The sequence below is a fragment of the Blastomonas sp. RAC04 genome (assembly GCF_001713435.1).
Taxonomy (GTDB): domain Bacteria; phylum Pseudomonadota; class Alphaproteobacteria; order Sphingomonadales; family Sphingomonadaceae; genus Blastomonas; species Blastomonas fulva.
Genome location: NZ_CP016460.1, coordinates 606,850 through 628,810 on the forward strand (window position 1 = coordinate 606,850; position 21,961 = coordinate 628,810).

Below are 21,961 nucleotides of genomic sequence, written 5' to 3' on the forward strand. Positions count from 1 at the left end.
CCGCAAGGGGGCCATGGGTCAGGAGAGTCGGATGATTGTTGGCGGAATGCAGGATTATGAGCTGCGCGTGATGCGGCTGCTCGACCATGCCGAGCGCGAAAGCGGAAAGCGCGAAATTGTCAGCCATTGGGCCGATGGCAAGCAGACCCGCACCCACTGGGCAGGCATCGCCCGCGATGCGCGCCGGCTGGCGAGCGCGCTGGTCGCGCTGGGCCTGCAGCCCGGCGACCGCGTCGCCACGCTGGCGATGAACCACAGCCGCCATCTGGTCGCCTGGTATGGCGCGATCGGGATGGGCGGGGTGATCCACACCATCAACCCGCGGCTGTTCGAGGAGCAGCTCGAGTACATCGCCAACCACGCCGAGGACAAGGTGCTGTGCTATGACGCGGCGTTCCAGCCGATCGTCGACAAGATGAAGGACCGCTGGACCACGATCGAGCATTATGTCTGCTTCGACCCCCCCGCCGGATCCTCCGCTCAAGGCTTCGAGGCGCTGCTCGACACCGGCGATGCGGACTATCGCTGGCACGAGGGTTCGGAACGCGACCCGTGCATGCTGTGCTATACCTCGGGAACCACGGGCAACCCCAAGGGCGTGCTGTACGAGCACCGCTCGACGGTGATCCACGCGCTCGCCGAAATGCAGCCGGCGGTATTCTCGCTCTCGCCGCAGTCGGTGGCGCTGCCGGTGGTGCCGATGTTCCACGCCGCTGCATGGGGCCTGCCGTTTGCGGGCGCGGCTGCGGGGATCAAGTTCGTGTTCTCTGCGGTCAACGATCCTGCGATCCTGTGCGACCTGATGAACTCCGAGAAGGTCACCCATTCCGCAGGCGTGCCGACCGTATGGCTGGCGATGTTCCAGCATATCGACAGCACCGGCAAGAAGCCCGAATATCTGCAGGTCGTCACCATCGGCGGCTCCGCTGCGCCGCGCGCGATGTGCGAGCGGATCATGAAGATGGGCGCGCGGATGAACCACGCCTGGGGGATGACCGAAACCTCGCCGATCGGCACCATGGGCGCGCCTTCGCCCGACTGGGAAGATCTCGATTTCGAGGCGCAGCTCGACCTCGTCACCAAGCAGGGCCGCGTGCCCTTCGGTGTCGAACTGCGCGTGGTGGACGAGGACGGCAATATCTTGCCCCGCGATGGCAAGTCCAGCGGCCGGCTGCAGATCAAGGGTCCGTGGATCATCAAGCGCTATTTCAAGGCGGAGAGCGACGCGCTGACCGAGGACGGCTGGTTCGACACCGGCGACGTCTCGGTCATTCACCCCGATGGCGTCATGCAGATCACCGACCGCGCCAAGGACGTGATCAAGTCGGGCGGCGAATGGATCAGCTCGGTAGATCTGGAAAACGCGGCCGTGGGCATGCCGGATGTTGCCGAGGCCGCCGCGATCGGCATGCCGCACCCCAAATGGGACGAGCGTCCGCTGCTGCTGGTCGTCCCCAAGCCCGGAACCAGCCCCAGCAAGCAGGCGATCCAGGACCATCTGGCGCAGCACGTCGCCAAATGGTGGCTGCCCGACGATATCGTCTTCGTCGAAGAACTGCCGCACAGCGCCACCGGCAAACTGCTCAAGACCGCGCTGCGCGACCAGTTCAAGGACTATGTGCTGCCCACGGTGTGAGGGCGGCGCGATCGGCGGCTATCCGGGCGATGCCGCCGACCCTGCCAGCAGTCCGCCATCGATGTTGAACTCGCTGCCGGTGACATAAGCGGAGTCATCGGCGGCCAGCATCGCGGCGATCGCGGCGACCTCCTCCACGGTGCCGAAACGCTTCAACGGCGTATCGGCAACCATTGCGGCCATTCGCTCGGCGCGGTCGGGGCCGTCGCCCAGCATCGTCTCCCACATCGGGGTCAGGATGGCTGCCGGATGGATCGAATTGCAGCGGATCTGCCACCCCTGCTGCGCGCAATACAGCGCGACGCTCTTGCTGTGGTTGCGGATCGCAGCCTTGGACGAGGCATAAGCCGCCGCGAGCGGAATGCCCACCAGACCCGAGCGCGACGAGATGTTGATGATCGATCCCGTGCCCTTGCCCTTCATCGCGGCGATGGCATAGCGGCACCCCAGGAACGTGCCGTCGAGGTTGACGCGGTGCACCGCCCGCCAGTCTTCAAGAGTGGCATGTTCGGGATCGTGCGGCACCGGCCCATGCTCGAGGCCTGTAATCCCGGCGTTGTTGACCACGACATCCGCCGCCGGGACCTCTTTCTGAAGCGCGGCCCAGTCGGCTTCGCTGGCGACGTCGAGCCTGATGAACCTTGCGCCGATGTCAGAGGCGAGCGCAGCCCCGGCCTGCTCATCGATGTCGGTGATGACGACCGAGGCGCCTTCCTGCTGAAATCTCCGTGCGATAGCCGCACCAATGCCGCGTGCCGCGCCGGTGATGACGCACAATTTGCCTGTCAGTTTTTGCATGTATTTTTCCGATATGATCGTGGAGGTGATGGGCCAGTGTTTGTGCCTGAGCCATCACGCAGTGGTCATGCCGCCTCAGCGGTGATGCTGGATCATGTCGATAACTCCTTGTGGCACCGCTTTAGCACCAGCGCTGCGATGCTGCAAACCGCTTAGCGCCTGGCCGATTTGTCCAGCACGCCCGCAAGCGAGGTCGTCGCGCTGCCCCGGCGCGCAGGCTTGGGCTGGTCTGGCGAGGGGGCCCAGCCGCTCAGATACACGATCTCGAACCGCTCCGGCGTCTTGCCGTCGGGCTCTGCCGCCTCGGCGAAGGCCTGCAGCGCGGCGATCAGGCCCGTCCTGCTGACCGGCGGCGCGCCTGTCGCCAGCACATTGGTCCAGCCATGACACCGCAGGTCGCGCAACAAAGCGGGCAGCGCGGAGTAGCGCACGATCAGCGTGTCGCTGTCCGCCACTGGCATCGCAAAGCGCGCGCGCTGGAGCAGATCGCCGGCCGCGCGGACATCGATCTGCGGATGGATATGCGCCGTGACCCCGCGCCCGGTCGCCTCATCTGCCGCAAGCATCGCCGCCTTGAGCCGCGGCACCGAACCTGCGCCGATCAGCGCGGCCATCATCAACCCGTCGGGGCGCAGGCTTCGGTTGATCTGGATCAGTGCGCCGGGAAGGTCGTTGACACTGTCGAGCGTGCCGATCGCGATCACCAGATCGAACGACGCGGGCTCAAAGGGCAGGGCATCTTCGTCGCACATCACATGCGGGCCGATCGGTCCGGCAAGCGTCACCTTCACCCCGCGCGCGTCGAGCGCCGCCAGCAGCATCGCGGGCGCGTGGCCGATCACCAGTGCATCGGCAAAGCTGCGGTTGACCCAGCCCAACCGCTCGACGATCTCGTCGGCCATATGCTCGGCGAGGAACGCACCGCCATGACGCGCCGCCAGCTGCAACCCACGCGCCATCGCCAGCCGCCGTCGGGGGTAGGAAAACAGGATGCGGGGGGCTGTATCGTCGCTCATCGCGGCCTTGTGCCGGGGCATGGCCTGCGCGACAAGGGGGGATGAGCCTTGCCGTCTCTGTCCTCAAACCTCTGGTCGATCTGGTGCTGCCGCCGCGCTGCCCCGGCTGCGGGGTGCTGGTGGAGGACGACCTGCAGTTCTGCGGCGATTGCTGGAACGCGTTGCGCTTCATCAGCGCGCCTGCCTGCACCTCGTGCGGCAAGCCCTTTGCGCAAGGCCGCGACGATGATCTGGTGTGCGCCGAATGTCTTGCGCACCCGCCGCTGCATGATGGCATCAAGGTGGCGGTGCTGTACGACGATCTGTCGCGCTCGATCGTGCTGCGGCTCAAACATGGCGGCAAGATCGGGCTGGCCCGGCTGGTGGCAAAGCATCTGGAGCGGCATCTGCCTGCCGATGGCAGCGATGTGGTGCTGGTGCCCGTACCGCTGCACCGCTTGCGGCTGTGGCGGCGTGGCTTCAACCAGTCAATCCTGATCGCGCGTGCGCTGGCGGCCAAGCGCAGCCTGAAGATCGAAACCGACGTGCTCCGCCGCACCCGCGCCACTCCGCCACTCAAGGGCATGACCCGGCAGCAGCGCGCGGTGGCAGTTCGCGGGGTGTTCGACATCCCCGCCACCCGGCGTGACCGCATCGCAGGCAGGCACGTGCTGCTGATCGACGATGTCTACACCACCGGCGCCACCGCCAATGCCTGTGTTCGCCTGCTCAAAAAGGCAGGGGCAGCGCGCGTGACCATCTTCTGCTGGGCGCGCGTGCCGCGCGAGGGCGACGAGGCGGATACGCCGTGACGGCAGCGACGCTTGCGCGCCACAACTGTTGCATTTGTGCGAAATTGCCCCAAATATGGAGCCAAGGATGGAAACATGGCCAAGATCGAAATCTATACCAAGTTCACCTGCCCCTATTGCTACCGGGCCAAATCGCTGCTGGGCGCCAAGGGCGTCGAGTTCGAGGAAGTCGAGATCTCGATGGGCGGCGAACCGCGGGCGGAAATGATCCGCCGGGCAGGCGGCCGGATGACCGTCCCGCAGATCTTCATTGATGGCAACCATATCGGCGGGTCCGACGATCTTGCCGCGCTCGACCGTGCCGGAAAGCTCGATCCGCTGCTGGGCCTTTGACGCGCACATGAAAATCGCGGTTCTCCAGATGAACGCGGGCTTCGATCCGCTCGACAATGTTGCCGTGCTTACCGAGGCTGTGGCGCAGGCAAAGGCGGGCGGTGCCAAAATCCTGTTCACGCCGGAAATGTCGAACATGCTCGATCGCAACCGCGCCCGCGCAGCGGACAATATCCGGCCCGAGGAGGAGGATTACGTGCTTGGCATGGTCCGCGCCGCCGCTGCCATCGCCGGGATCTGGGTGCATCTGGGTTCGCTTGCGGTGCGGGGTGAAGCCGACGCCGACAAGTGGCGCAATCGTGCCTTCGTTATCGCGCCGAATGGCAACATCGCCGCGCGCTACGACAAGATCCATCTGTTCGATGTCGATCTGGCCTCGGGCGAGAGCTGGCGGGAATCCTCGGTCTATGCAGGCGGCGAGCGGGCGGTTGCGGTGCAATTGCCAGAGGCGGTGCTGGGCCTGTCGATCTGCTATGACATCCGCTTTCCCGCGGTCTATGCGGCGCTCAGCCGGGCAGGGGCAGACATTGTCGCGGTGCCCGCCGCATTCACCGTACCCACGGGAGAAGCGCACTGGCATGTACTGCTGCGCGCACGGGCGATTGAAAGCGCCTGCTTTGTGGTCGCAGCGGCGCAGACGGGCACCCATGGCGATGGGCGCAGCACGTACGGCCACAGCCTGGTGGTCGATCCCTGGGGCGATGTCCTGCTCGACATGGGCGAGGCGCCGGGCCTGGCGTTCGTCGACCTCCCGCTCGAGCGGATCGCCGAGGTGCGTGGCCGGGTGCCCGTGATCGCCAACCGCCGGCCTGTGGAGGAGGCGATCGTCGCATGATCGTCTTCGACTTGAAATGCACCAATGACCATGTGTTCGAGGTCTGGTTCGCCTCGAGCGAGGCCTATGAGGACCAGCGCACCCGCGGGCTCGTCGCCTGCGCCTTTTGCGGATCGACCGATGTTGCCAAGGCGGTGATGGCGCCGCGGCTCAACGCCAAGGGCAACCAGCAACTGGTCTCTGCGCCCGCCAGGGTCGACACCGCAGACGGAGTGCCGTCATCGCCCGCGCCGGTCGCAGTCAGCAATGCTGCCCCGCCGGTGGATGCGGCCAAGATGCGTGCGGTGCTGCAGGCGCTCGCCCAGGCACAGGCCCGGGCGCTGAGCCAGTCGACCTGGGTCGGCGGCGATTTTGCCGATCGCGCGCGCGCGATGCATTATGGCGAGGAGGACCACGCCCCGATCCACGGCCAGGCCGCGCCCGAAGAGGCGGCCGCATTGATCGAGGAAGGCGTCGCGGTCGCTCCGCTGCCGTTCCCGGTTGTCCCGCCCGAGGCGCAGAATTGAGGCCGCCGGGTGCACGCCGATCAGCAAACGCAATTGCGCTGACCTGCATCGCTGGCTAAACACCCCATCGGCGCGCCCGTAGCTCAGCAGGATAGAGCATCAGATTCCTAATCTGGGGGCCACAGGTTCGAATCCTGTCGGGCGCACCATAGGCATACGCTATCCCCTTGTTATTAAACAGCAATCTTAGAAGAATTGGCTAACTTTTTAGCTAGGTTAGCCATCAAACGCGCGGCTGCGGCATCCGAAAGCACCTTGTCGCTGGCTGCTTTCGTGTAGCGCGCAACCTCGGAATCCGTGTCGTGGCCGGTCCAGGATTTGATTTCCTGATTGGAGCAACCAGCTTCAGCCAGACGCCGCGCCGCCGCCTTTCGCAAGCCATGGGCGGAACAGTTGGACAGCCCCGCCTCTTTGCACCAGCGCGCAAAATAGTTGCCGATGCTGTCGCGGCCAAATGGCGTGCCTTTGCCTGTCACTAGAAAACAGAAAGGCCCGGTCTCGGTCGCCAGGATCGATTCAGCCAGCGGGATCATGATCGGGATCGAAAGGAATTTCTTGCCCTTCCGCTTCTCCTGATAAAATTCCAGCCGGTTGCCCTTCACATGCACCGGCCCCAGCGTGCGCACGTCGCCGCGCCGCTGGCCAGTCCATAGCAACAGGTCGAACATAAGCCGCGCCTTGGTGCCTACGGCATGGCGCGCCTCATACTGCGCGATCTCTTCCTCAGTCCAACTGTGGTGGCCATCGCCTTCGATCTCAAACGGCTTGGTCGCGGTGACGGGATTGCTTGCCGCCAGCTCTAGACGAACGGCATAGGTAATAAGCTGGCTCAGCCGCTTGCGCAGATTGTTCGCTGAAGTCTTGTGCGGCAGCCGCTCGGCAAGCATCTGCTCGACGTGCGACGGCCTCAGGTCACGCACCAGCGCCTTGCCATATTTGGACCGCCACCGCTCCAGGTCGTTGCGGTAAACCAGCTTGGTGCGGTCGCGCAGTGCCAGGAAGTCTGGCGACACATAGAAGCGGCTTATCAGGTCATCGAAAGAGCCAGGCGGGTAGCGGTCGGCCCCCGCGCGCACCGGCTCAGCCGCTATGCCGTCCAGACAAGCGCGATACTCGATCATGAATTCCGGGGTGCCGGGGACGTTGACGAAACAGTGCTGGCGGAAGCCTTTGCGCCGGAAGCGAAACCGCGACTTGCCGTGCCGGTCCTTGAATTCCGAAACCCACTTGGGGAGCCATCGGCGCTTCATTTCCGCATGATCCTATCGAAAGAGTTGTCGCCAGTTTGCGGCTGGCCATCCGCGCAGAATACATGAATTTCGCCATAGGCATCGATTTTGAAGCCGCTCACCGGCAAGCCAGCAGCGACCGCCGCGCGCAGGGCGCGGGTGCAGTCTGCTTGCTTGAAGGTTGCGCGGCGCGTCGTCACACGTCCAGCTCCCGCAATGGCAGGATCAAACGATCCTCACCATGGCCAGCCTCGGCGCTGTGCCGGTTGTCGAACATGACCGCAACGCGGGTCAGCACCGCCAGCTTCAGGCGTGCCGGTGCATCGCCTTCGCCGTCCCATGCCGTGGCAATGTCCGTCACGCTATCGGTTGCTGATTCCAGCATCAGCTCGATCAGCGAGTCCTCGTCGTCATTGTCCACGCGCAAATGCGCCTTGGCTTCAGCCAGGGTCAAAATCATTCTGCGGCCTCCACGTTGCGGGGATTCCAGCCTTCGAGCTGCCGCACCTCGTCCGGGTCAAGGACGTTGTTTGCCAGTGCGATTTGGTGTGCCTGCCACCGGGTTTGCGGATCGCCGCGCAGGAAGCCGGAAAGGTCCAGCTCCATTTCGAACGGTCCGCCGGTCGGGAACACGCTGCGCGCAAACTCGGCCTCGATGCGGCGCGCCCAAGGGGCAAGGGTGAACATGGCGAACCAGCGGCCCGCCGTCTCCGAATTGGTGAACGTATTGTGGCTGTAGTCCTGCACCAGCGGGGGCGGCACCTGAAACAGTCTGCAAATTTCCTCAGTCCCCCAGCGCCGGGTTTCCAGCAGCTCGGCATCTTCCGGGCTAATCTGGCTGGCCTTCCACGTCATGCCGCCATCGAGCACCAGCGTGCTGCCAGCCTTGCCCGCGCCGCCGTGCCGCGCTTGGAAGGATTCGCGCAGGGAAGTGCGCTGCTCTGGCTTCATGGTGCCCGGCACCTCGACCACGCCGCTAGGTGACGCGCCGTTGCTAAGGAAGCTGCGCGCGTGCTGATTGGCAAGGTCAACCGCGTTCACGGCATCGGCGGCGCGGCTAAGGCGCGAACGCCCGATAAGACCATCGTCGGTGCGGTCGCGCAGGTGGATCACTTCGCCCTGCAGCAAGCGGCGCACGTTGCCGCGCGGGTCTGCCACCGTGTAGCGCAGCCGCCCATTGGGCAGCTCTTCCACCGTCACACGCGACCATGGGATATATTGCAGGCCCGCCAGCTCACCGCCCGCGCCGCGCTCGATCTCTGCCAGCCCGTTGCCAGTCAACAGGGCGCTTGAAACCAGGTGGCTGATAAATTCGGGCCAGGTCATCGTTTCCGAAACGCCCGCGACGGTCAAGCGGCGCAGCGGGTGGCTGGTCGCTTCGATGCGGTTGTCCCCGTCGCGCCGATAGACCAGCGCCGGGATGCTCGCCAAGCTGTCGGCAATCACATTGACGCACGCCAGCACGGCGGAAAGGTTCTCAGCATAGCGGGCCGATACGCCCGCATAATATCCCACGCCGGGGGCGAGTGCCGCCCAGCTTGAGTCTGCGTCAGATGCGCGGCGCTCAAAGCCGGCCAGCGATGCAAGCCGGTCGATCATGCCCATGATGCGTTCTCCGCCATTACTAGGATGCGACGGCGGCGCGCCGCTTCGTTGCCGCGCATGATCGAGCGCAAGGCAATCTCGGTGTCAGGATAGGCAGGCCAAGCGCTCACCACGCTGATTTCGCGCAGGTCCACCGCGCGCAGCGTGCGGGTCGAGCCGGACCAGCTTTCGCCGCCCTCCGGCACCAGGAAGCCAAACGACATGCCGCCAAGGTCGCCGCGATCAGCCAGGGCCAGTATGTCGCGGCCCGCTTGCGTGTCTGGCAGATCGAGACTGAAGGCCAGCCCGCGCGAGTCTTCAGACAGCCGCAGGGTGCCGGACCGCGTGCGGCCTAGCACCTTGGCGGGGTCATGATCGAGCAAGGCCAGGACATCGCCCGCCAGCGCGCTACGAAACGCGCCGGGGGCGATTGTCTCGGAAAAGCTGCCAAGCTGCGCCGCGCTTCCGAAGGTCGCGGCATAGCCTTCCAGCCGCCGCCCCGCCGTGCGAAGCTCTGCAAAGGCGCGTCGTTCGATGGTCGGGGTTGCGCTGGTCATGGCTTATGCCTCCGGTGCAGCGGGCAGGGCCGCGATGCTGGCCGGGATCAGGCCGGTTGCGGAAACGAAAGCCGCCTTGTGCCGCAGGGCAACGTCAACCGTCGCCATGGCGCGGATCATGACATTGCCCTTCGAATATGCGGTGGCCTCAAACGGGTTCACCAGAATATCGACCTCGGACCAAATGCCCATCAGCAGCTCGGTCCAATCGGCATAGATCAGGCCATGCTCGTTGGTGCCCGCGCCAAGATTGACTGGCACCTGATTGCTGAAGGTGACGGCTTCATTGTGGAAGATCGGCCCCATGCCAACCGGGCGATTTTCGAAGTCCAGCGCCTTGCTGGCAATCTTCTTGATCGTGTTGGTGGTAAGGAACGCGCGGCGCGCTTCGACGTTCGCAATGTCCGCCTTTGCGACCATTTCCGCCGTAGTGTCGAACAGCGAGTCCGCATAGGCCTGCGTCTGGATTCCGCTGGTCGCCAGCACGCCCACCGGCTGATTGGAGCCACCGCCAAGGATAGCGGCGCGGTCGATAGCCAGCGCCAGGTTGCGTGCCAGCATCTGCCGCAGCAGGGCTTCCACGTCCGGGCTGGCCTGCATCAGCATGTTGCGCGACCATTCGGACAGTGCACCCGCGTGCTTGGGCGAGAGGGTCACGGAATCGAAGTCCGCATCATCTGCGCTCAAGGCCGCGTTCTCGGCAACCCAGCCAATGGCAGGGGAGTCGGTTTCGCGGGGGATCGAGACATTGCCGACCAGGCCGGACAGAACGCGCGCACCAAGGCCGCGAACGACGCTGGCAGCGGTCAGGGCGCTGATATACTGATCGGGCCGGTGGTCGGTCGAAACCAGCTCGCCGCCCGCGCTGGTCGTCAGCACGCGCTTTTCGAATACTTCGGTCGGGATGAACAGGCCTTCAGCCGACCGGCCCGCGCGCTTGGCAAGCTCGGTCTGGATTTCGCGCTCGAAACCCCAATCAACCGCAAGGCCTGCGGCACCGGCAACAGCGCGGGTGACGCTGAAGCGGCTGCGGATTTCGCTGTCGAGCTTGGAGTCGCCGTGAACGGTGCGGCCAATCTCGGTGCGGTCTGCCGCATCAATCTTGCGCTGGCGTTCCAGCTTGCCATCCAGGGCGCGCAGCTCGGCTTCAGCCGCGTTGAACGCCTCGCCATCGTCGGCGGTGTGGGCAGCGTTCATGCGCTCCAGGATGGCGCTGCGCTGCTCGATAAGATCGGTGGTTTTCATTCTCATGCCTTCTCATTCTGGCCGGGAGCCGAAGCTCCCGGCACGGTGATTGCCGACTGGCTCGCGCCGTTGGCTGGGAAACTTGCGGTGTGCGAATTGCCGCCTACTACGCCGGGAACGCGCTCACCCCCGGCAATTCGCTTCTTGAACCCCGGCGGCACCGCGCCACCGACTGACTGCGGGGTGAAACTGTTAATCACTTGCCGGTCTTTCCGGCGATCAGCTCCGCAACTTTCCGAAGGGTCGCGGAATCAAATTCAGCCACAAGGTTCTTGCCGGTGCGGAAAATTCGGGTCTCGGCTTCCAGCTTTTCGAGCCAAGGCTTTTGCGCTTGCGCATCTGGCTGGCGGACCACGGCTTCCAGCGCGGGGTGGCAGTAGATATACTCACCGCTTGGCGTTTTGAGCTTGGCCTGCACACCGCCCCGCTGCACGGTGAGGCGCATTATCGGGTGGAGCATCGCCCCTTCAGCGTGAAATACGCCCGTAGCTGAAGCCTCAAGCATTTTGGCCAAAGCGATGTCGAGAGACGGCGCGGCTTCTGCGCTCAATGGCAGCGGGTCATCCTGCGTAGTGAAGCCGCTGGAAAAAACTGTGTTGCTGAATGCGAGTTCGCATTCCGCTGCGCGTTCCGGGTGGTCGGTGGCTGCGCAGGCGATAAGGAAGCGTGCCGCGTCCACATAATTCATATGGGCGGCACCGCGACCACGTCCGGCTTGGCTAAGCCGTCCAGCTTCGCGCAAGCGGCGCGCAAACACCGCCAGCGACTTTTCGCTGTCAATGCCCAGTTCGGCGCATTTCCTAACCAGATCGCTGAGCAAAGCCATATTCTAACCCCATCCTTCATCTGCACATAATGCAGATATCTTGCACGGTCAAGGTTCATCTGCAAAAAATTCTGTTAATGTCATCTTCCATTAATGAACCAAACTGGCGGGTGTTGTGGTTGCGCGCCTTGGTGCCGCCAGATAGCGTGCGCTACCCATTCCCCGTTTTCCCCTTAGCGAGAATTGTTATGACCGAAGAATACAATCCAATTGAATATGGAATTTCTCACGAAGAAGATTTCATTTTGGCAAGTGTAACCTCAAATAATAATGCGATCCTGGCTCTCTGTATTGTCCTCTGTGAAAATAAAACGATCGATAAAAAGCAGCTTAACATGCTGCATGATGCGATTTGTAAGCCGTTTGTTGCTAGAAAGGGTAAAGGTGACAATCCATTAATTGCGACTGTACTCGCGAATATTGATGATATGATGGCCGAAGCCAATTCGCGGCTATAAAATGATCTCATAACCACATCGCCCCGCTGCCCTGATACACCTGCGGCCCCTTGTCCCGGCTGGCCAAGCCGCAGGCCATAATCAGCGCGGCCATGCCGTCGATGCGGTCGATCGATCGCGCCTTGTTTGGTTTGCGTGCGCCTGCCGGGTCGGTGTCAAGCAACAGGTTACTGGCATTCCAGCGCAGCACCGGGTGCATACCGTGCCGCAGCTCGCCAGCCAGCATGGCGCGTTCAAACGCATCCACCGCCGGTCCCATGCTGGCGAAGCCTTGCCCCCATTCGACCAGCGGCAGCTCTATGCCCTCGTTGGCCAGGATCACTTTTAGGTCATCCATAGACCAGCGGTCGAACGCCACGCCACGCACGTCAAAGTCTGCCATGATCGTTGCCAGCCGACGCGCGATATAACGCTTGTCGATTGCGCCGCCGGGGGTGGGCTCGATATGCCCAGCCTTTGCCCATGCCCGATACGGCACATGGTCGATTTCCTCTTTCCGCTCGATTGCGTCTTTCGGACACCAAAAGAACGGCAGTACCGCGCCGCCATCATCTGGGAAATACAGAACCAGCGCCGCCAGATCGCGCACGCTGGCCAGGTCAAGGCCCGCATAACAGCGCCGCCCGCGCAGCGCCTCAAGGTCCGCCGCTTCGCCGCAGGCGTTCCATTCAGCGGGGTTGATCGCGCGCGGCTCGGCTTCAACGCGCTGGTTGCAATGCAGGTTCAAAAAGGCTGGTTCGAACGTTGGCATTCGCTGCGCCCGCTCGGCCTCGTCGGCTATCTGCTCCCGCGAAACGAACACGCCTAGCGCCGGGTTAGCGGCCTGCCAGCTTGCCGGGTCGAACGGGTCGGCATCCTCCGCGACGGCATACACCGCCCCATGGAATGACAGGTCGCTAATTTCGCCCGAAGCGATGCGCTCGCTGTAATCGACCAGCTCCGACATCAGGTTGACGGGTGATGGGCTTTGCGTGCCGATAGCCACCAGCAGCGGCTCGGCTCGCTTGCCCATGGACGTGCGCAGCACGTCGAACAGCTCGCGCCGCTTCCATTGTGCCAGCTCGTCGCAAACGATAAACGACGACGCCAGGCCATGGACCGCCGCCCCGTCGCTCGCCAGCGCCCGATACGTCGAGCCGGTCACGTCATCCTCGATGCGCTTTTGAAACCGCTGCACGTTCAGCCGCGCTGCCATCCAAGGGGTGGCAAGAATCGTCGCCTCCATCTCGGCAAAGATCAGGGCCGATTGATCCTTAGTTGCCGCTGCGCTGTAAACCTCGCCACGCTGGATTGCTTCAGGCCCGACAAGGTGCGCAAGGGCCAGCCATGCCGCCAGCACCGTCTTGCCGTTGCCGCGCGCCATGGACAGCAGGGCGGTGCGCACGCGCCGCTTGCCCTCGTCATCGGTCCCATAGACCGCCTGCAGCCAATCGAGCTGGAACGGCAACAGCTTCACCGGCTCGCCAGCGCCAAAGCCCTTGGTGACTGGCAGGGACTCGATGAACAGAATCACGCGCTCTGCGCGGGTCAGTCCTTCAGCCTGCCAAGCATGGACTAGCTGCGCCGATGCGTGCGAAGCCGCCTCTTTCATCCGGCCTGCGCCGGGCCCGCGCTTACCCATATTTGGTATCCTCAGAAACTAAATCAAAATTCTGGTCCCCGGTCGGTTTCCGCTCGTCAGCCCTGAGCGATGTTCCGGCGATGAACCAATCGTGCGCTGGATCGAACGGGACGCCATCGACGCTGCAGCCGCGCATCGTCTTGCGCGTGCGCACCGCCCCAGCCTCAGCACCGCGCGCAGTCTTTCGGCTGTGGCAAGCGGTGCAGTAGCTGGCCAGCCCATCATGGCCGGGGAAGGGTGCGCCGCCATCGCTAATGGCTTGGACATGATCGACGGTGTTAGCCGCCGTCAGCCTCCCCATGGCTGCGCATCCCCTGCACGTTGGTTCAAGGTCCAGGTGCGCTAACCGCAGCCGTCGCCAGCGCGCGGTGTTGTATGGCCAGCCGCTCATGCTGCACCGCCCGCGCCATCGATTGGCAGGCCAGGGGGGCGGGGGCCATCAAGGCCCGCCCCGCTTATATACGTAGTATATAGGGGGGTAGAAGCGTGCGGGTCGGTGCAAGGAAAATCAATGACTTGGCTGGGGGGTCGGTGCGGGTCGGTGCGGGGGGTCGGTGCAGGGGGGTCGGTGCAGACTCCCGGTATATTCTCCCCCCCATTATTAGGGGGTGCAGCCGCCTTGATACCTTGCTTCATCGTGCGGTTTGGCGCTCGCCATAGTGGCTGGTCGAGCATGATAGCGCCCTTCTGCAACAGACGCTCTAGCGCCGCCTCAAGCCTGCGCCGGGTGACGCCCTGCGCTTCCGGCATCTTGGCGAACACGGCGGGGGCAAAGTTGGTGCCGGGGTTATGCGATACGGCGCGTGTGTCACTGGTCGCGCGCTCAAGGCACGCCATAAAGACAGCCTCGTCCCGCGCTTCCTGCACGTCTGCCAGTTGGTGGCTTGCCAGGTCTTCATGGCGCACGAACGCGCCCGCTACCCAGCGGAAGCCGATTGTCTCACCATTGCGGGCATAGTTGGCCTTGCCGCGCTTCAGCTCGCGCACATCGGGGTCAAGGATCACGCCATCCTCACTGGTCGGCACGGTGAGGGTTAGACGGCTGCGGACCTGATTTTCCCAAGCGGTCGAGCCACTGAAGGAATCGCCCGCCTTGTTCGGGTGGCCAAGGAACAGCACCGCGCCGTCAATCTCGGTCGCAAGCTGGTTCATCAGGCCGCAGAACGCCGCCACCTGATTGCGGATATTCTCGTTGCCGGTGAACAGGTGCGCCACATTGTCGAGCGCAAGAAAGCCCGCCCCGGTATCGGCAGCGGTGCGCTGAAGCGCGCGGTAGGTGTCTGAAACCGACATGCGGCCCTCTGGCGTGAACGTCGCCAGCTCGTTGCCAATGCCGCCCACCAGCGACACAAGCCGCAGCTTGCCTTCAATGTCCGCTATCGGCACGCCTAACGCCGCGCAGATTGCCTTCTGGCGTCGGTGCAGCTCGTCCGCGTCATCCTCGCACGTCACATAGACCGCGACGGCCTGCCGGGTCGGGACGCCCATAAATGGCAGGCCTAGCGCAATGCAGGTGCAAAGCTGCTGTGTCAGCAGCGACTTGCCCGCGCTCCCTGCGCCGGTCAGGTAGGTTGCCTGTCGATGCGGGAGCCAGCCCTCCACCGCCCATTCGCGCTCTGGGGTCATCGTGACTTGCCAGTTGCGGGTGTCGATCAGCGGCAGGCCAGCGGGGGCAGGCGCTTCAGGTGCAACAGGTGGCGGGGGTGGTGCGGCACCGAAGCGCGCCGCCGGGTCCGGTCGCTGTCGCGGGGACGCCATGCCACCGCCCCAGCCACTAGCCAAGGTGGCCTCGATCTCGCCATCTTCCAGCCCGATAGCCGCAGCGGTTGCGCGCAACTGGTCGATTGCGTCGTCCCCCTCGATCTCCCCCGCCGCCGCAAGCTGCGCCAGGGCGAACGCGCAGCGGTTAAGGGTGTGGTTCCGGGTGCCGGGTGCCGCTTCCCTCAGGCGCTGCAGCTCGCCTAGCATCGCTGCATTGCCATAGCCGCCCGGTCTGTGCAGCGGGACGACATTCGACGGCTTAGGGGCGGGTGGCGTCGGGGGCTTGGTGTCGATCAGCATAGCCGCCAACCAATCGGGCATCGGTGCCACCGGCCCGTAGCTCACCCATTCATAGCTGCCCGCTACCTTGCCCTGCGCAGCCTCTTCAGGCGTCGGGGCGAAGTAAGAGCTTGGGCCGACCACATAGCCGCCATCGCCGCGCAGATCGACGCTAGGCAGCAAGCCAGCACGGTTGCGGACATGCCCGCCGGGATGCCGGAAATACAGGTGCAGGCCGCGCGGGGTGCGCACGGTCATGGTTTCGGGGACGCCGCGTTCATATGCCGCAAGGATTGCCGCATCGTCGTCCAGGTCGAGCACGACGACGCCAGACACCGCGCCGGTTGCAAGGCCGATGTTAAAGGCGGGTCGCGCGCGGGACCATTCCGCTACCTCGGTCATGTATGGCTGTCGGGTCTGATAGACCTGCCATTGCGTGGCGGGGCGCTTGCTATGGTGCAGCAGCGGGAACACGCTAAAGCCCATTTCGTTCAGGGCTTCCCACTGGCTGGGCGCGCGGTCGGCGGGGTGCATGATTGCATCGGTCATTGCGCTGCACCTCCCTTTCCGGTAAGGTGGCGATCGCCAGTTGCTCCGAAGCTTTTGGTTCCAACCCCCGCCGTGGTGCCAGCCATTGCGGGGGTTTTTCTTTGCCCCGGTGGCCCGTCCCGAAGGTTAGCCATTGATGGCTTGTCGCCCGCAGTCATGCGTAGCGATAATTTGCCGGTTAGCCTTCGCGTCCCATTGATTCCATTGGTTTGTTTTGCCCCTGTCGGGCGCACCATTTTGCATCAGCAGCAGTGAACCTTGAGTCTCCGTCCGAGCCGCTTTGTTCGGGGGAAGTGCCGTCAGGCGGGTGGCTGCTCGATCAACGACCGCTCGGCAGAGGTCGCGATTTCCGGCTGGGTACGGCTCCAGAAGGGCTGCATAACCTGCCCGCGGCGCACCGCCCTCATCACCAGAATGGTTCCGGCGGTGGTGCACAACAGGCATGCGATCAGCGAGGCTTCCAGGCCAAAACTTCCACCGGTGAGCAGATCCGGACCGGTCATCACCGTCTTGAACAACCCCGGATCGGCGACGCTGCCCGAGACCACTCCGGAGAAGACGGCAGACTGGGTGTAGTTCCACGAGATATGAAAGCCGATGCCCAGCCACAGCCGCCGCGTCAGCATATAGGCAGCGGCGAGCAGCACCCCGGCCTCGACGCTGATGAAGATCGCGCCGGTGATCGTGGCCGCCGGGTCGGGGCTGGTCCTTGTCTGGCGCCGATCGCGCGCGATGGAAGCGCACGGGCAGCAGGGTCACGCCGCATAGCGCCTTGCCCGTGACAGCCGAGCGGGCGCGCAGCCGCGACGGCTGCAGCACCTGCCTGCGTCTTGCCGCAAGCATGCCTTCAATGCGCTTGTTGTTCCCGTGCATCCTGATAGAGGGGGCGCAAGCCGTCACATAAGTGACACAGAACTGACACAAAGGCAGCGGTCCTGGCCGAGCTTGCCTGGCTGGTAACCTTCGAAGGCACATTTTCATGTCGTTTGTTCCAGGTGGCATATCCACCAAATTGCTGGCTGCAACCATGCTCGCCACCATGGCTGCGCCCGCTCTGGCACAAGGCGCGCCTGTTCCAGCGGCGGCGGATCAGGCCGGTGTGATCGCCGATCTCCAGCGCCAGATTGACGAATTGAAAGCAATGGTCGCGCAATTGCAGGCGGCGCAGCAGACGGCGGCATCTGCAGCCCCGTCGCAGCCACAGAACCCTGTGGTGCTGGCGCAGCAGGCTTCGCCCGCAAACCCGGCGCCATCCTTGCAAGCCATAACGGCGGCGGCAGCGCCCCCGGCAGCAGGCACACCTCAAAGCCCGCCGGTGCAGACCGCATCGACCTCGCGCGCTGGCAAGCGCTGGTACGAAAAGCTGATGCTGCGCGGCTATACCCAGATGCGGATCAACGAGATCGTCTCCGGCGATGATGTCGCGCCTGCCGGGCTGTCGCGGTTGCGGTCGATCGGCGATAGCGGGATCCGCGACGAGGGCAATTTCAGCCTACGCCGGGTTCGCCTGATCCTGCAGGGCGATGTGAACGACTATCTGTCGCTCTATCTGCAGCCCGACTTCGCGACCGCCGTATCCAACCAGTCGGTGGGCGAACGGCGCGACGGCTTTGCGCAGCTGCGCGATGCCTATGCCGATGTCTTTCCCACCGGTGACAAGAGCTTTCGAATCCGGCTGGGCCAGTCGAAGATTCCCTATGGCTGGGAGAACATGCAGTCCTCATCCAACCGGCTGGCGCTCGACCGCACCGATGCTATCAACAGCGCGGCACCCGGCGAGCGCGACCTTGGCGTTGTCGCTTATTATACGCCGCCGCATGTCCAGCGCATCTGGGACAGGCTGACCGAGGACGGGCAGAAGCTGTTCGGCAATTACGGCGCGTTTGGCCTCGGCGCCTTCAACGGCCAGGGGCTCAACCGCACCGAGACCAACGACAATGTCATGATCGTGGCGCTCGCCACATGGCCGTTCGAGCTCGACGGGTTGGGGCTCGATGGACAGGTGCTCGAACTGGGCGGATCGATGATGCGCAACCGCATTGAGATCGAGCAGCGCACAGGCGGGCTCAGCCCGGTGAGTTATGCCGACAACCGCATCGGCGTGCATGCGATCCTGTACCCGCAGCCCTTCGGCCTGCAGGCGGAGTGGAACTGGGGCAGGGGGCCGCAGTTCGATCCCGCCACGCAGCAGATCGAAACCCGTTCGCTGCGCGGCGGCTATGTCCAGGCGATGGGCCGCGTACGCCGCTCGCCGCTCGGCCCGTTCTATCCGTTTGCGCGCTGGCAATATTATCGCGGCGGTTTCAAGGGCGCGATCAACGCGCCGCGGCTGGAAACCGAGGAGCTCGAGCTGGGGCTCGAATTCCTGCCCACACCGGCGCTGGAACTCACGGTAACCTATGGATGGGCGTCGCGCCGGGAAGCCGATGAGCGCCGCTTCGGCCAGGCTGAGGGCGAACTGCTCCGCGTCCAGGCGCAGTGGAACTATTGACCGTTGGACGGGGCCCTGGGGTCCGTCCAGCGCGTTTGGCTGCCAGCCGAGGTGTGACACCCGGCAGGTGGATGCAGAGCGGGAACGGTTTGGCGCGGTGCACGTTGGAAACCCCACAACACACAACGATGAGGCCCAATATGTTCGGCAAGATTATTTCCGCAGTGGTTGGCAAGAAGATTGCCGAGCGCACCCCCGGCATCAGCGAAGGACAGGGCGCGCTTGTCGGTCTGGCCGCAGCCACCGTTGCGCGGCGGCTTGGTCCGGGCGGGATGGTAGTGGCAGCGACCGGCGGCTGGCTCGCATCGCGCTATCTCAAGAAGCGCCAGGCGCGCAAGGGCCAGCCCAGCTGGTAAACACAGCTTGCGGGCAGGGCAGCGAGGCTTAAACTGGCCGTGTTGCCTGCCCGCATGGTATTTCGCGACACAAGCCCCATGGCCCGTCAAACGGCCTTGGGGTTTTCGTGCATTCAGTTGCGGCAGGCTTTCGACGTTCGTCACCCCATCTAAGGAGCCATGTCATGGCCGGCAAGAAAGCCAAGTCTCCCAAGAGTTCAACGGTCAGATCATCGAGCGATGCCAAGGCCAAGACCAAGGCGATCGACAAGGCCAAGGCGATCGCGCCCGATGTTCCCGCTCGCATCGGCCAGACCCCCGAGACCGATCTGCGCGGCCTGCCCGATGTGTTCGGGCGGCTGATCGAGGATCATGACCGTCACCGGGCGTTGCTGGCGATGATCGAGGCGACCGATCGCAAGGGGGATGATCGCGCGCGGCTGTGCGAGGAGCTGGTGCTCGAGCTGAAATCCCACGCTGCGGCCGAAGAGCAGGCCTTGTGGTCCACCGTGCTGCGCAATCCCGAAACTACTGAATTTGCCCGCCACGCGGTGGCCGAGCACAAGGATATCGACAAGATGCTCGATGACCTAACCGCGCGCGACATGGGCAGCAAGAAGTGGATGGAGCGCTTTGCTGCGCTCAAGCACGAATATCTGCACCATATCGCCGAGGAAGAGCAGGAGCAGTTCGTCGCCAGCGAGGCGATCCTGACCGAAGCAGATCGCAAGTACATGCGCACCGTCTTCAATCGCCGTAAAAAGGCGGAGAAGGAAGCGGCCGAGCTGAAGCCCAAACTCAAGGTCGAGGACATCGCCTGATCGGCGCGGCCAAAGCCGGTGTGCCCGTTTCGGACGCACCGGCTGTGTATCGGTCTCAAGCCACCTTGGCGAAGGGATCGGGCAGTTGTTCGATGACCTTGTCGAGCGTCATCGGGAAACTGCGCAGGCGCACGCCGCAGGCATTGTAGATCGCGTTGGCGATTGACCCCGCCGCGCCGCAAATGCCAAGCTCCCCCACACCCTTCGCCTGGAGCGGGCTTGCCGCAGCATCGCGTTCTTCCAGCAGGATCACCTCGATTGCCGGGACATCCGCATGCGCGGGGACGTGGTATTCGGCAAGGTCGTGATTGACCAGATGACCATCGCGCAGATCGAAGGCGAGTTCCTCGGTCAGCGCACTGCCGATGCCCCAGACCATTCCGCCCAGGCATTGCGAGCGTGCGGTCTTGGCGTTGAGCACCCGGCCAAAGCCGAATGCCCCGGTCATCCGCCGCACCCGCGTCTCACCGGTAAAGGCGTTGACCGCGACCTCGGCGAAAAACGCGCCATAGCTTGCCTGCGAATAGTCCTTGGCGGTCTTGCCCGGCTTGATCGAACCGGTTGCCGCGAATTCCTTGCCATCGAGCAGATCGGTCAGCGCGCGGGAGTCATCGCCTGCGCTCGCCACGCCATCCTTGATGTCGAGATCTTCGGCGTCGCAGCCCAGCGCCTTGGCGATCCGCTTGCGGATATCCTCGCACGCGCGCATCACGGCAGAACCGGTGGAGATCGCGCCGAAGCTGCCGCCTGATCCCGCGCCTGCAGGCAGGCTGGTGTCCCCCAGCATGACCTTCACCCGATCAATCGGCAGCCCAAGCATCTCGCCTGCGATCTGGCCAAGAATGGCGTAGGATCCGGTACCGATATCGGTCTGGTCGGTTTCCACCAAAGCGGTGCCATCTGCTTTCAGCGTCACGCGTGCCTCGGCATCGACGAGCATGTTGACGCGTGCAGCGCTGGCCATACCCATGCCGATCCACCATTCGCCTTCGCGCCGTTGGCAGGGCGTGGCGTAACGCTGATCCCAGCCGAACGCGGATGCGCCCTGATCGAGCGCCTCGGCCAGCATGCGCGAGGAATAGGGCGTGCCCTCGACCGGCACCTTGTCGGGCATGTTGCGCTTACGCAGCTCGACAGGATCGATCCCGGCCGCTTCGGCCAGTTCGTCCATCGCCGCCTCGAGCACCTGCATGCCCACGGCCTCGCCCGGCGCGCGGACCGAACCCGCCGTCATCCGGCTGATCCGAGCTACCTTCACCTCGAGCAGGCGGTTTTCGCCGCTGTAGAGAAATTCGGTCGCCTGGGTGACCGGCTCAGCAAAATCCTCGTCGGGCAGGTTGGAGACCAGCGCCTCATGGCCAAGGCCGATCAGCTTGCCGCTGGCATCTGCTGCCAGACGTACGCGCTGCCTGGTTTCCGAACGCCGCATCACCGTCTGGAAGACATGCTGGCGGGTCATAACCACTCGAACGGGGCGTTGCAGTTCCTTGGCAGCGATCGCCGCTGCGACAGCTTCGTGCGTGATCCCCAGCTTCGATCCGAAGCCACCGCCTACATAAGGGGCGATGATCCGCACCTTCTTGGGCGACATCGACAGGCAATCGGCGATCTCTTTGACGTTGTACGACAGCATCTGATAGCTGCCGTGCAGCACCAGATGGTCGCCGTCCCATTGCGCGATGGTGGCATGCGGCTCCATCGCGGCGCTGGCGTGGCCGGGCGTGTCATATTCGACATCGACCGCAAAGGCCGCATCGCGCATCGCCTGATCGAGATCGCCACCCTTGACCGGCTCGCTGTTCGCGGGGTCTTCCACCTCCGCATCGGGGCTTTCGGGATCAAGGGCGATCGGCTCGTCGCTGATCGCATAATCGACCTTGAGCGCCAGCGCGGCATCGCGCGCCTGTTCGAAGTTTTCCGCGACCACCAGCGCAATCGGCTGCGCGAAATATTCTACCGTATGCACGTCCTGCACCGGCGCTTCGCCTGCAGTGCCCTGGGTCGAGCGGCGAGTCATCGCTTCATCGGCCAGCACCGCGAGCACGCCGGGCATATCGAGTACGGGCTGCTTGTGGATGGTCTCGACGGTCCCCTGCGCAATCGTCGAAAGCACCAGTACGCCTTCGGCGCAGTTGTCGAATTTCCACTCGGCCGAATAGGTCGCGCTGCCGCTGACCTTGAGCGGACCTTCGGGGCGATCGAGCGGCTTGCCGATCACCCCCTGACGGGTGTGGTCGAGCAGGTTGCGTGTGTCGGGGGTGTTGTACATGTCGGTCTTGAAAAGGCGCAT

23 protein-coding genes and 1 tRNA gene are annotated in these 21,961 nt (G+C 64.1%); 10 read left to right on the forward strand and 14 right to left on the reverse strand.

Annotated elements, in window-relative coordinates:
• Window positions 1-31: 31 nt before the first annotated feature.
• The gene (locus tag BSY18_RS03980) at window positions 32-1,636 is read left to right on the forward strand and encodes a long-chain fatty acid--CoA ligase (RefSeq protein WP_236823441.1); all 1,605 of its coding nucleotides are present in this window, start codon (window positions 32-34) and stop codon (window positions 1,634-1,636) included.
• Window positions 1,637-1,654: 18 nt separating this feature from the next.
• Here BSY18_RS03980 and BSY18_RS03985 read toward each other — a convergent pair whose 3' ends face one another.
• Window positions 1,655-2,434, reverse strand: coding sequence for an SDR family oxidoreductase (locus BSY18_RS03985; RefSeq protein ID WP_069049722.1), 780 nt, complete (start codon window positions 2,432-2,434; stop codon window positions 1,655-1,657).
• Between the two features lie 152 nt (window positions 2,435-2,586).
• Window positions 2,587-3,450: a class I SAM-dependent methyltransferase gene (locus BSY18_RS03990; RefSeq protein WP_069051681.1), complete on the reverse strand. Its 864-nt coding sequence runs from the start codon at window positions 3,448-3,450 to the stop codon at window positions 2,587-2,589.
• 41 nt (window positions 3,451-3,491) lie between these two features.
• On the opposite strand from BSY18_RS03990, the gene BSY18_RS03995 reads away from it, so the two are divergent.
• From BSY18_RS03995 to BSY18_RS04015, 5 genes are all read left to right on the forward strand, one after another.
• Window positions 3,492-4,241, forward strand: a complete 750-nt coding sequence (locus tag BSY18_RS03995) for a ComF family protein (RefSeq protein WP_069049723.1) — start codon at window positions 3,492-3,494, stop codon at window positions 4,239-4,241.
• A 75-nt stretch (window positions 4,242-4,316) separates the two neighbouring features.
• Window positions 4,317-4,574: a glutaredoxin 3 gene (grxC, locus tag BSY18_RS04000; protein ID WP_054133131.1), complete on the forward strand. Its 258-nt coding sequence runs from the start codon at window positions 4,317-4,319 to the stop codon at window positions 4,572-4,574.
• A 7-nt stretch (window positions 4,575-4,581) separates the two neighbouring features.
• A complete protein-coding gene (locus tag BSY18_RS04005; RefSeq protein ID WP_069049724.1) occupies window positions 4,582-5,409 on the forward strand; it encodes a carbon-nitrogen hydrolase family protein in 828 nt (275 codons plus the stop codon).
• The gene (locus BSY18_RS04010) at window positions 5,406-5,915 is read left to right on the forward strand and encodes a DUF1178 family protein (RefSeq protein ID WP_069049725.1); all 510 of its coding nucleotides are present in this window, start codon (window positions 5,406-5,408) and stop codon (window positions 5,913-5,915) included. The genes BSY18_RS04005 and BSY18_RS04010 overlap by 4 nt, the downstream gene beginning before the upstream one ends.
• Window positions 5,916-5,987: 72 nt before the next feature.
• Window positions 5,988-6,064 (forward strand) — tRNA-Arg (locus BSY18_RS04015).
• Window positions 6,065-6,088: 24 nt separating this feature from the next.
• Here BSY18_RS04015 and BSY18_RS04020 read toward each other — a convergent pair.
• The 7 genes from BSY18_RS04020 to BSY18_RS04050 form a co-directional block, all read right to left on the reverse strand.
• Window positions 6,089-7,165 carry a tyrosine-type recombinase/integrase gene (locus BSY18_RS04020; RefSeq protein ID WP_069049726.1) on the reverse strand — a complete coding sequence of 359 codons (1,077 nt, stop codon included), beginning with the start codon at window positions 7,163-7,165 and terminating at the stop codon, window positions 6,089-6,091.
• Window positions 7,162-7,344, reverse strand: coding sequence for a hypothetical protein (locus BSY18_RS04025; RefSeq protein ID WP_069049727.1), 183 nt, complete (start codon window positions 7,342-7,344; stop codon window positions 7,162-7,164). The genes BSY18_RS04020 and BSY18_RS04025 overlap by 4 nt, the downstream gene beginning before the upstream one ends.
• Entirely contained in the window at window positions 7,341-7,604 is a 264-nt protein-coding gene (locus BSY18_RS04030) for a head-tail connector protein (RefSeq protein WP_069049728.1), read from the reverse strand. The genes BSY18_RS04025 and BSY18_RS04030 overlap by 4 nt, the downstream gene beginning before the upstream one ends.
• Entirely contained in the window at window positions 7,601-8,749 is a 1,149-nt protein-coding gene (locus tag BSY18_RS04035) for a phage portal protein (protein WP_069049729.1), read from the reverse strand. Before BSY18_RS04035 ends, BSY18_RS04030 begins: the two co-directional genes overlap by 4 nt.
• Window positions 8,740-9,285: an HK97 family phage prohead protease gene (locus tag BSY18_RS04040; protein WP_069049730.1), complete on the reverse strand. Its 546-nt coding sequence runs from the start codon at window positions 9,283-9,285 to the stop codon at window positions 8,740-8,742. Before BSY18_RS04040 ends, BSY18_RS04035 begins: the two co-directional genes overlap by 10 nt.
• A gap of 3 nt (window positions 9,286-9,288) precedes the next feature.
• Window positions 9,289-10,530 carry a phage major capsid protein gene (locus BSY18_RS04045; protein ID WP_069049731.1) on the reverse strand — a complete coding sequence of 414 codons (1,242 nt, stop codon included), beginning with the start codon at window positions 10,528-10,530 and terminating at the stop codon, window positions 9,289-9,291.
• A gap of 196 nt (window positions 10,531-10,726) precedes the next feature.
• Window positions 10,727-11,356, reverse strand: a complete 630-nt coding sequence (locus BSY18_RS04050; protein ID WP_069049732.1) for a hypothetical protein — start codon at window positions 11,354-11,356, stop codon at window positions 10,727-10,729.
• Window positions 11,357-11,433: 77 nt separating this feature from the next.
• Here BSY18_RS04050 and BSY18_RS20915 point away from each other — a divergent pair, with 77 nt between their 5' ends.
• Complete coding sequence (locus BSY18_RS20915; protein WP_150126199.1) at window positions 11,434-11,814, forward strand: hypothetical protein; 381 nt, start codon at window positions 11,434-11,436, stop codon at window positions 11,812-11,814.
• 7 nt (window positions 11,815-11,821) lie between these two features.
• On the opposite strand, the gene BSY18_RS04055 is transcribed toward BSY18_RS20915, so the two are convergent.
• The 4 genes from BSY18_RS04055 to BSY18_RS04070 form a co-directional block, all read right to left on the reverse strand.
• Complete coding sequence (locus tag BSY18_RS04055; RefSeq protein WP_069049733.1) at window positions 11,822-13,435, reverse strand: terminase large subunit; 1,614 nt, start codon at window positions 13,433-13,435, stop codon at window positions 11,822-11,824.
• Window positions 13,428-13,826, reverse strand: coding sequence for an HNH endonuclease signature motif containing protein (locus BSY18_RS21645; protein ID WP_083231296.1), 399 nt, complete (start codon window positions 13,824-13,826; stop codon window positions 13,428-13,430). The genes BSY18_RS04055 and BSY18_RS21645 overlap by 8 nt, the downstream gene beginning before the upstream one ends.
• Window positions 13,823-16,009, reverse strand: coding sequence for an AAA family ATPase (locus BSY18_RS04065; protein WP_171900165.1), 2,187 nt, complete (start codon window positions 16,007-16,009; stop codon window positions 13,823-13,825). The genes BSY18_RS21645 and BSY18_RS04065 overlap by 4 nt, the downstream gene beginning before the upstream one ends.
• Before the next feature lie 314 nt (window positions 16,010-16,323).
• On the reverse strand, window positions 16,324-16,671 hold the full coding sequence (locus tag BSY18_RS04070) for a hypothetical protein (RefSeq protein ID WP_069049736.1): 348 nt from the start codon (window positions 16,669-16,671) through the stop codon (window positions 16,324-16,326).
• A gap of 332 nt (window positions 16,672-17,003) precedes the next feature.
• Between BSY18_RS04070 and BSY18_RS04075 the strand changes: the two genes are divergently transcribed.
• The 3 genes from BSY18_RS04075 to BSY18_RS04085 all read left to right on the forward strand — a co-directional run bounded on the left by BSY18_RS04075 (window position 17,004) and on the right by BSY18_RS04085 (window position 19,671).
• Window positions 17,004-18,515, forward strand: a complete 1,512-nt coding sequence (locus BSY18_RS04075) for a porin (RefSeq protein WP_069049737.1) — start codon at window positions 17,004-17,006, stop codon at window positions 18,513-18,515.
• 140 nt (window positions 18,516-18,655) lie between these two features.
• Complete coding sequence (locus BSY18_RS04080) at window positions 18,656-18,871, forward strand: hypothetical protein (RefSeq protein WP_054133116.1); 216 nt, start codon at window positions 18,656-18,658, stop codon at window positions 18,869-18,871.
• 164 nt (window positions 18,872-19,035) lie between these two features.
• Window positions 19,036-19,671 carry a hemerythrin domain-containing protein gene (locus BSY18_RS04085; protein WP_083231297.1) on the forward strand — a complete coding sequence of 212 codons (636 nt, stop codon included), beginning with the start codon at window positions 19,036-19,038 and terminating at the stop codon, window positions 19,669-19,671.
• 55 nt (window positions 19,672-19,726) lie between these two features.
• Here BSY18_RS04085 and BSY18_RS04090 read toward each other — a convergent pair whose 3' ends face one another.
• Entirely contained in the window at window positions 19,727-21,961 is a 2,235-nt protein-coding gene (locus BSY18_RS04090; RefSeq protein ID WP_069049738.1) for a xanthine dehydrogenase family protein molybdopterin-binding subunit, read from the reverse strand.

Coding starts and splice junctions, on each gene's coding strand:
- BSY18_RS03980 (WP_236823441.1), top strand. CDS start 32: ATGATTGTTGGCGGAATGCAGGATTATGAGCTGCGCGTGATGCGGCTG.
- BSY18_RS03985 (WP_069049722.1), bottom strand. CDS start 2,434: ATGCAAAAACTGACAGGCAAATTGTGCGTCATCACCGGCGCGGCACGC.
- BSY18_RS03990 (WP_069051681.1), bottom strand. CDS start 3,450: ATGAGCGACGATACAGCCCCCCGCATCCTGTTTTCCTACCCCCGACGG.
- BSY18_RS03995 (WP_069049723.1), top strand. CDS start 3,492: ATGAGCCTTGCCGTCTCTGTCCTCAAACCTCTGGTCGATCTGGTGCTG.
- grxC (WP_054133131.1), top strand. CDS start 4,317: ATGGCCAAGATCGAAATCTATACCAAGTTCACCTGCCCCTATTGCTAC.
- BSY18_RS04005 (WP_069049724.1), top strand. CDS start 4,582: ATGAAAATCGCGGTTCTCCAGATGAACGCGGGCTTCGATCCGCTCGAC.
- BSY18_RS04010 (WP_069049725.1), top strand. CDS start 5,406: ATGATCGTCTTCGACTTGAAATGCACCAATGACCATGTGTTCGAGGTC.
- BSY18_RS04020 (WP_069049726.1), bottom strand. CDS start 7,165: ATGAAGCGCCGATGGCTCCCCAAGTGGGTTTCGGAATTCAAGGACCGG.
- BSY18_RS04030 (WP_069049728.1), bottom strand. CDS start 7,604: ATGATTTTGACCCTGGCTGAAGCCAAGGCGCATTTGCGCGTGGACAAT.
- BSY18_RS04035 (WP_069049729.1), bottom strand. CDS start 8,749: ATGGGCATGATCGACCGGCTTGCATCGCTGGCCGGCTTTGAGCGCCGC.
- BSY18_RS04040 (WP_069049730.1), bottom strand. CDS start 9,285: ATGACCAGCGCAACCCCGACCATCGAACGACGCGCCTTTGCAGAGCTT.
- BSY18_RS04045 (WP_069049731.1), bottom strand. CDS start 10,530: ATGAAAACCACCGATCTTATCGAGCAGCGCAGCGCCATCCTGGAGCGC.
- BSY18_RS04050 (WP_069049732.1), bottom strand. CDS start 11,356: ATGGCTTTGCTCAGCGATCTGGTTAGGAAATGCGCCGAACTGGGCATT.
- BSY18_RS20915 (WP_150126199.1), top strand. CDS start 11,434: ATGTCATCTTCCATTAATGAACCAAACTGGCGGGTGTTGTGGTTGCGC.
- BSY18_RS04055 (WP_069049733.1), bottom strand. CDS start 13,435: ATGGGTAAGCGCGGGCCCGGCGCAGGCCGGATGAAAGAGGCGGCTTCG.
- BSY18_RS21645 (WP_083231296.1), bottom strand. CDS start 13,826: ATGAGCGGCTGGCCATACAACACCGCGCGCTGGCGACGGCTGCGGTTA.
- BSY18_RS04065 (WP_171900165.1), bottom strand. CDS start 16,009: ATGCACCCCGCCGACCGCGCGCCCAGCCAGTGGGAAGCCCTGAACGAA.
- BSY18_RS04075 (WP_069049737.1), top strand. CDS start 17,004: ATGTCGTTTGTTCCAGGTGGCATATCCACCAAATTGCTGGCTGCAACC.
- BSY18_RS04080 (WP_054133116.1), top strand. CDS start 18,656: ATGTTCGGCAAGATTATTTCCGCAGTGGTTGGCAAGAAGATTGCCGAG.
- BSY18_RS04085 (WP_083231297.1), top strand. CDS start 19,036: ATGGCCGGCAAGAAAGCCAAGTCTCCCAAGAGTTCAACGGTCAGATCA.
- BSY18_RS04090 (WP_069049738.1), bottom strand. CDS start 21,961: ATGCGCCTTTTCAAGACCGACATGTACAACACCCCCGACACACGCAAC.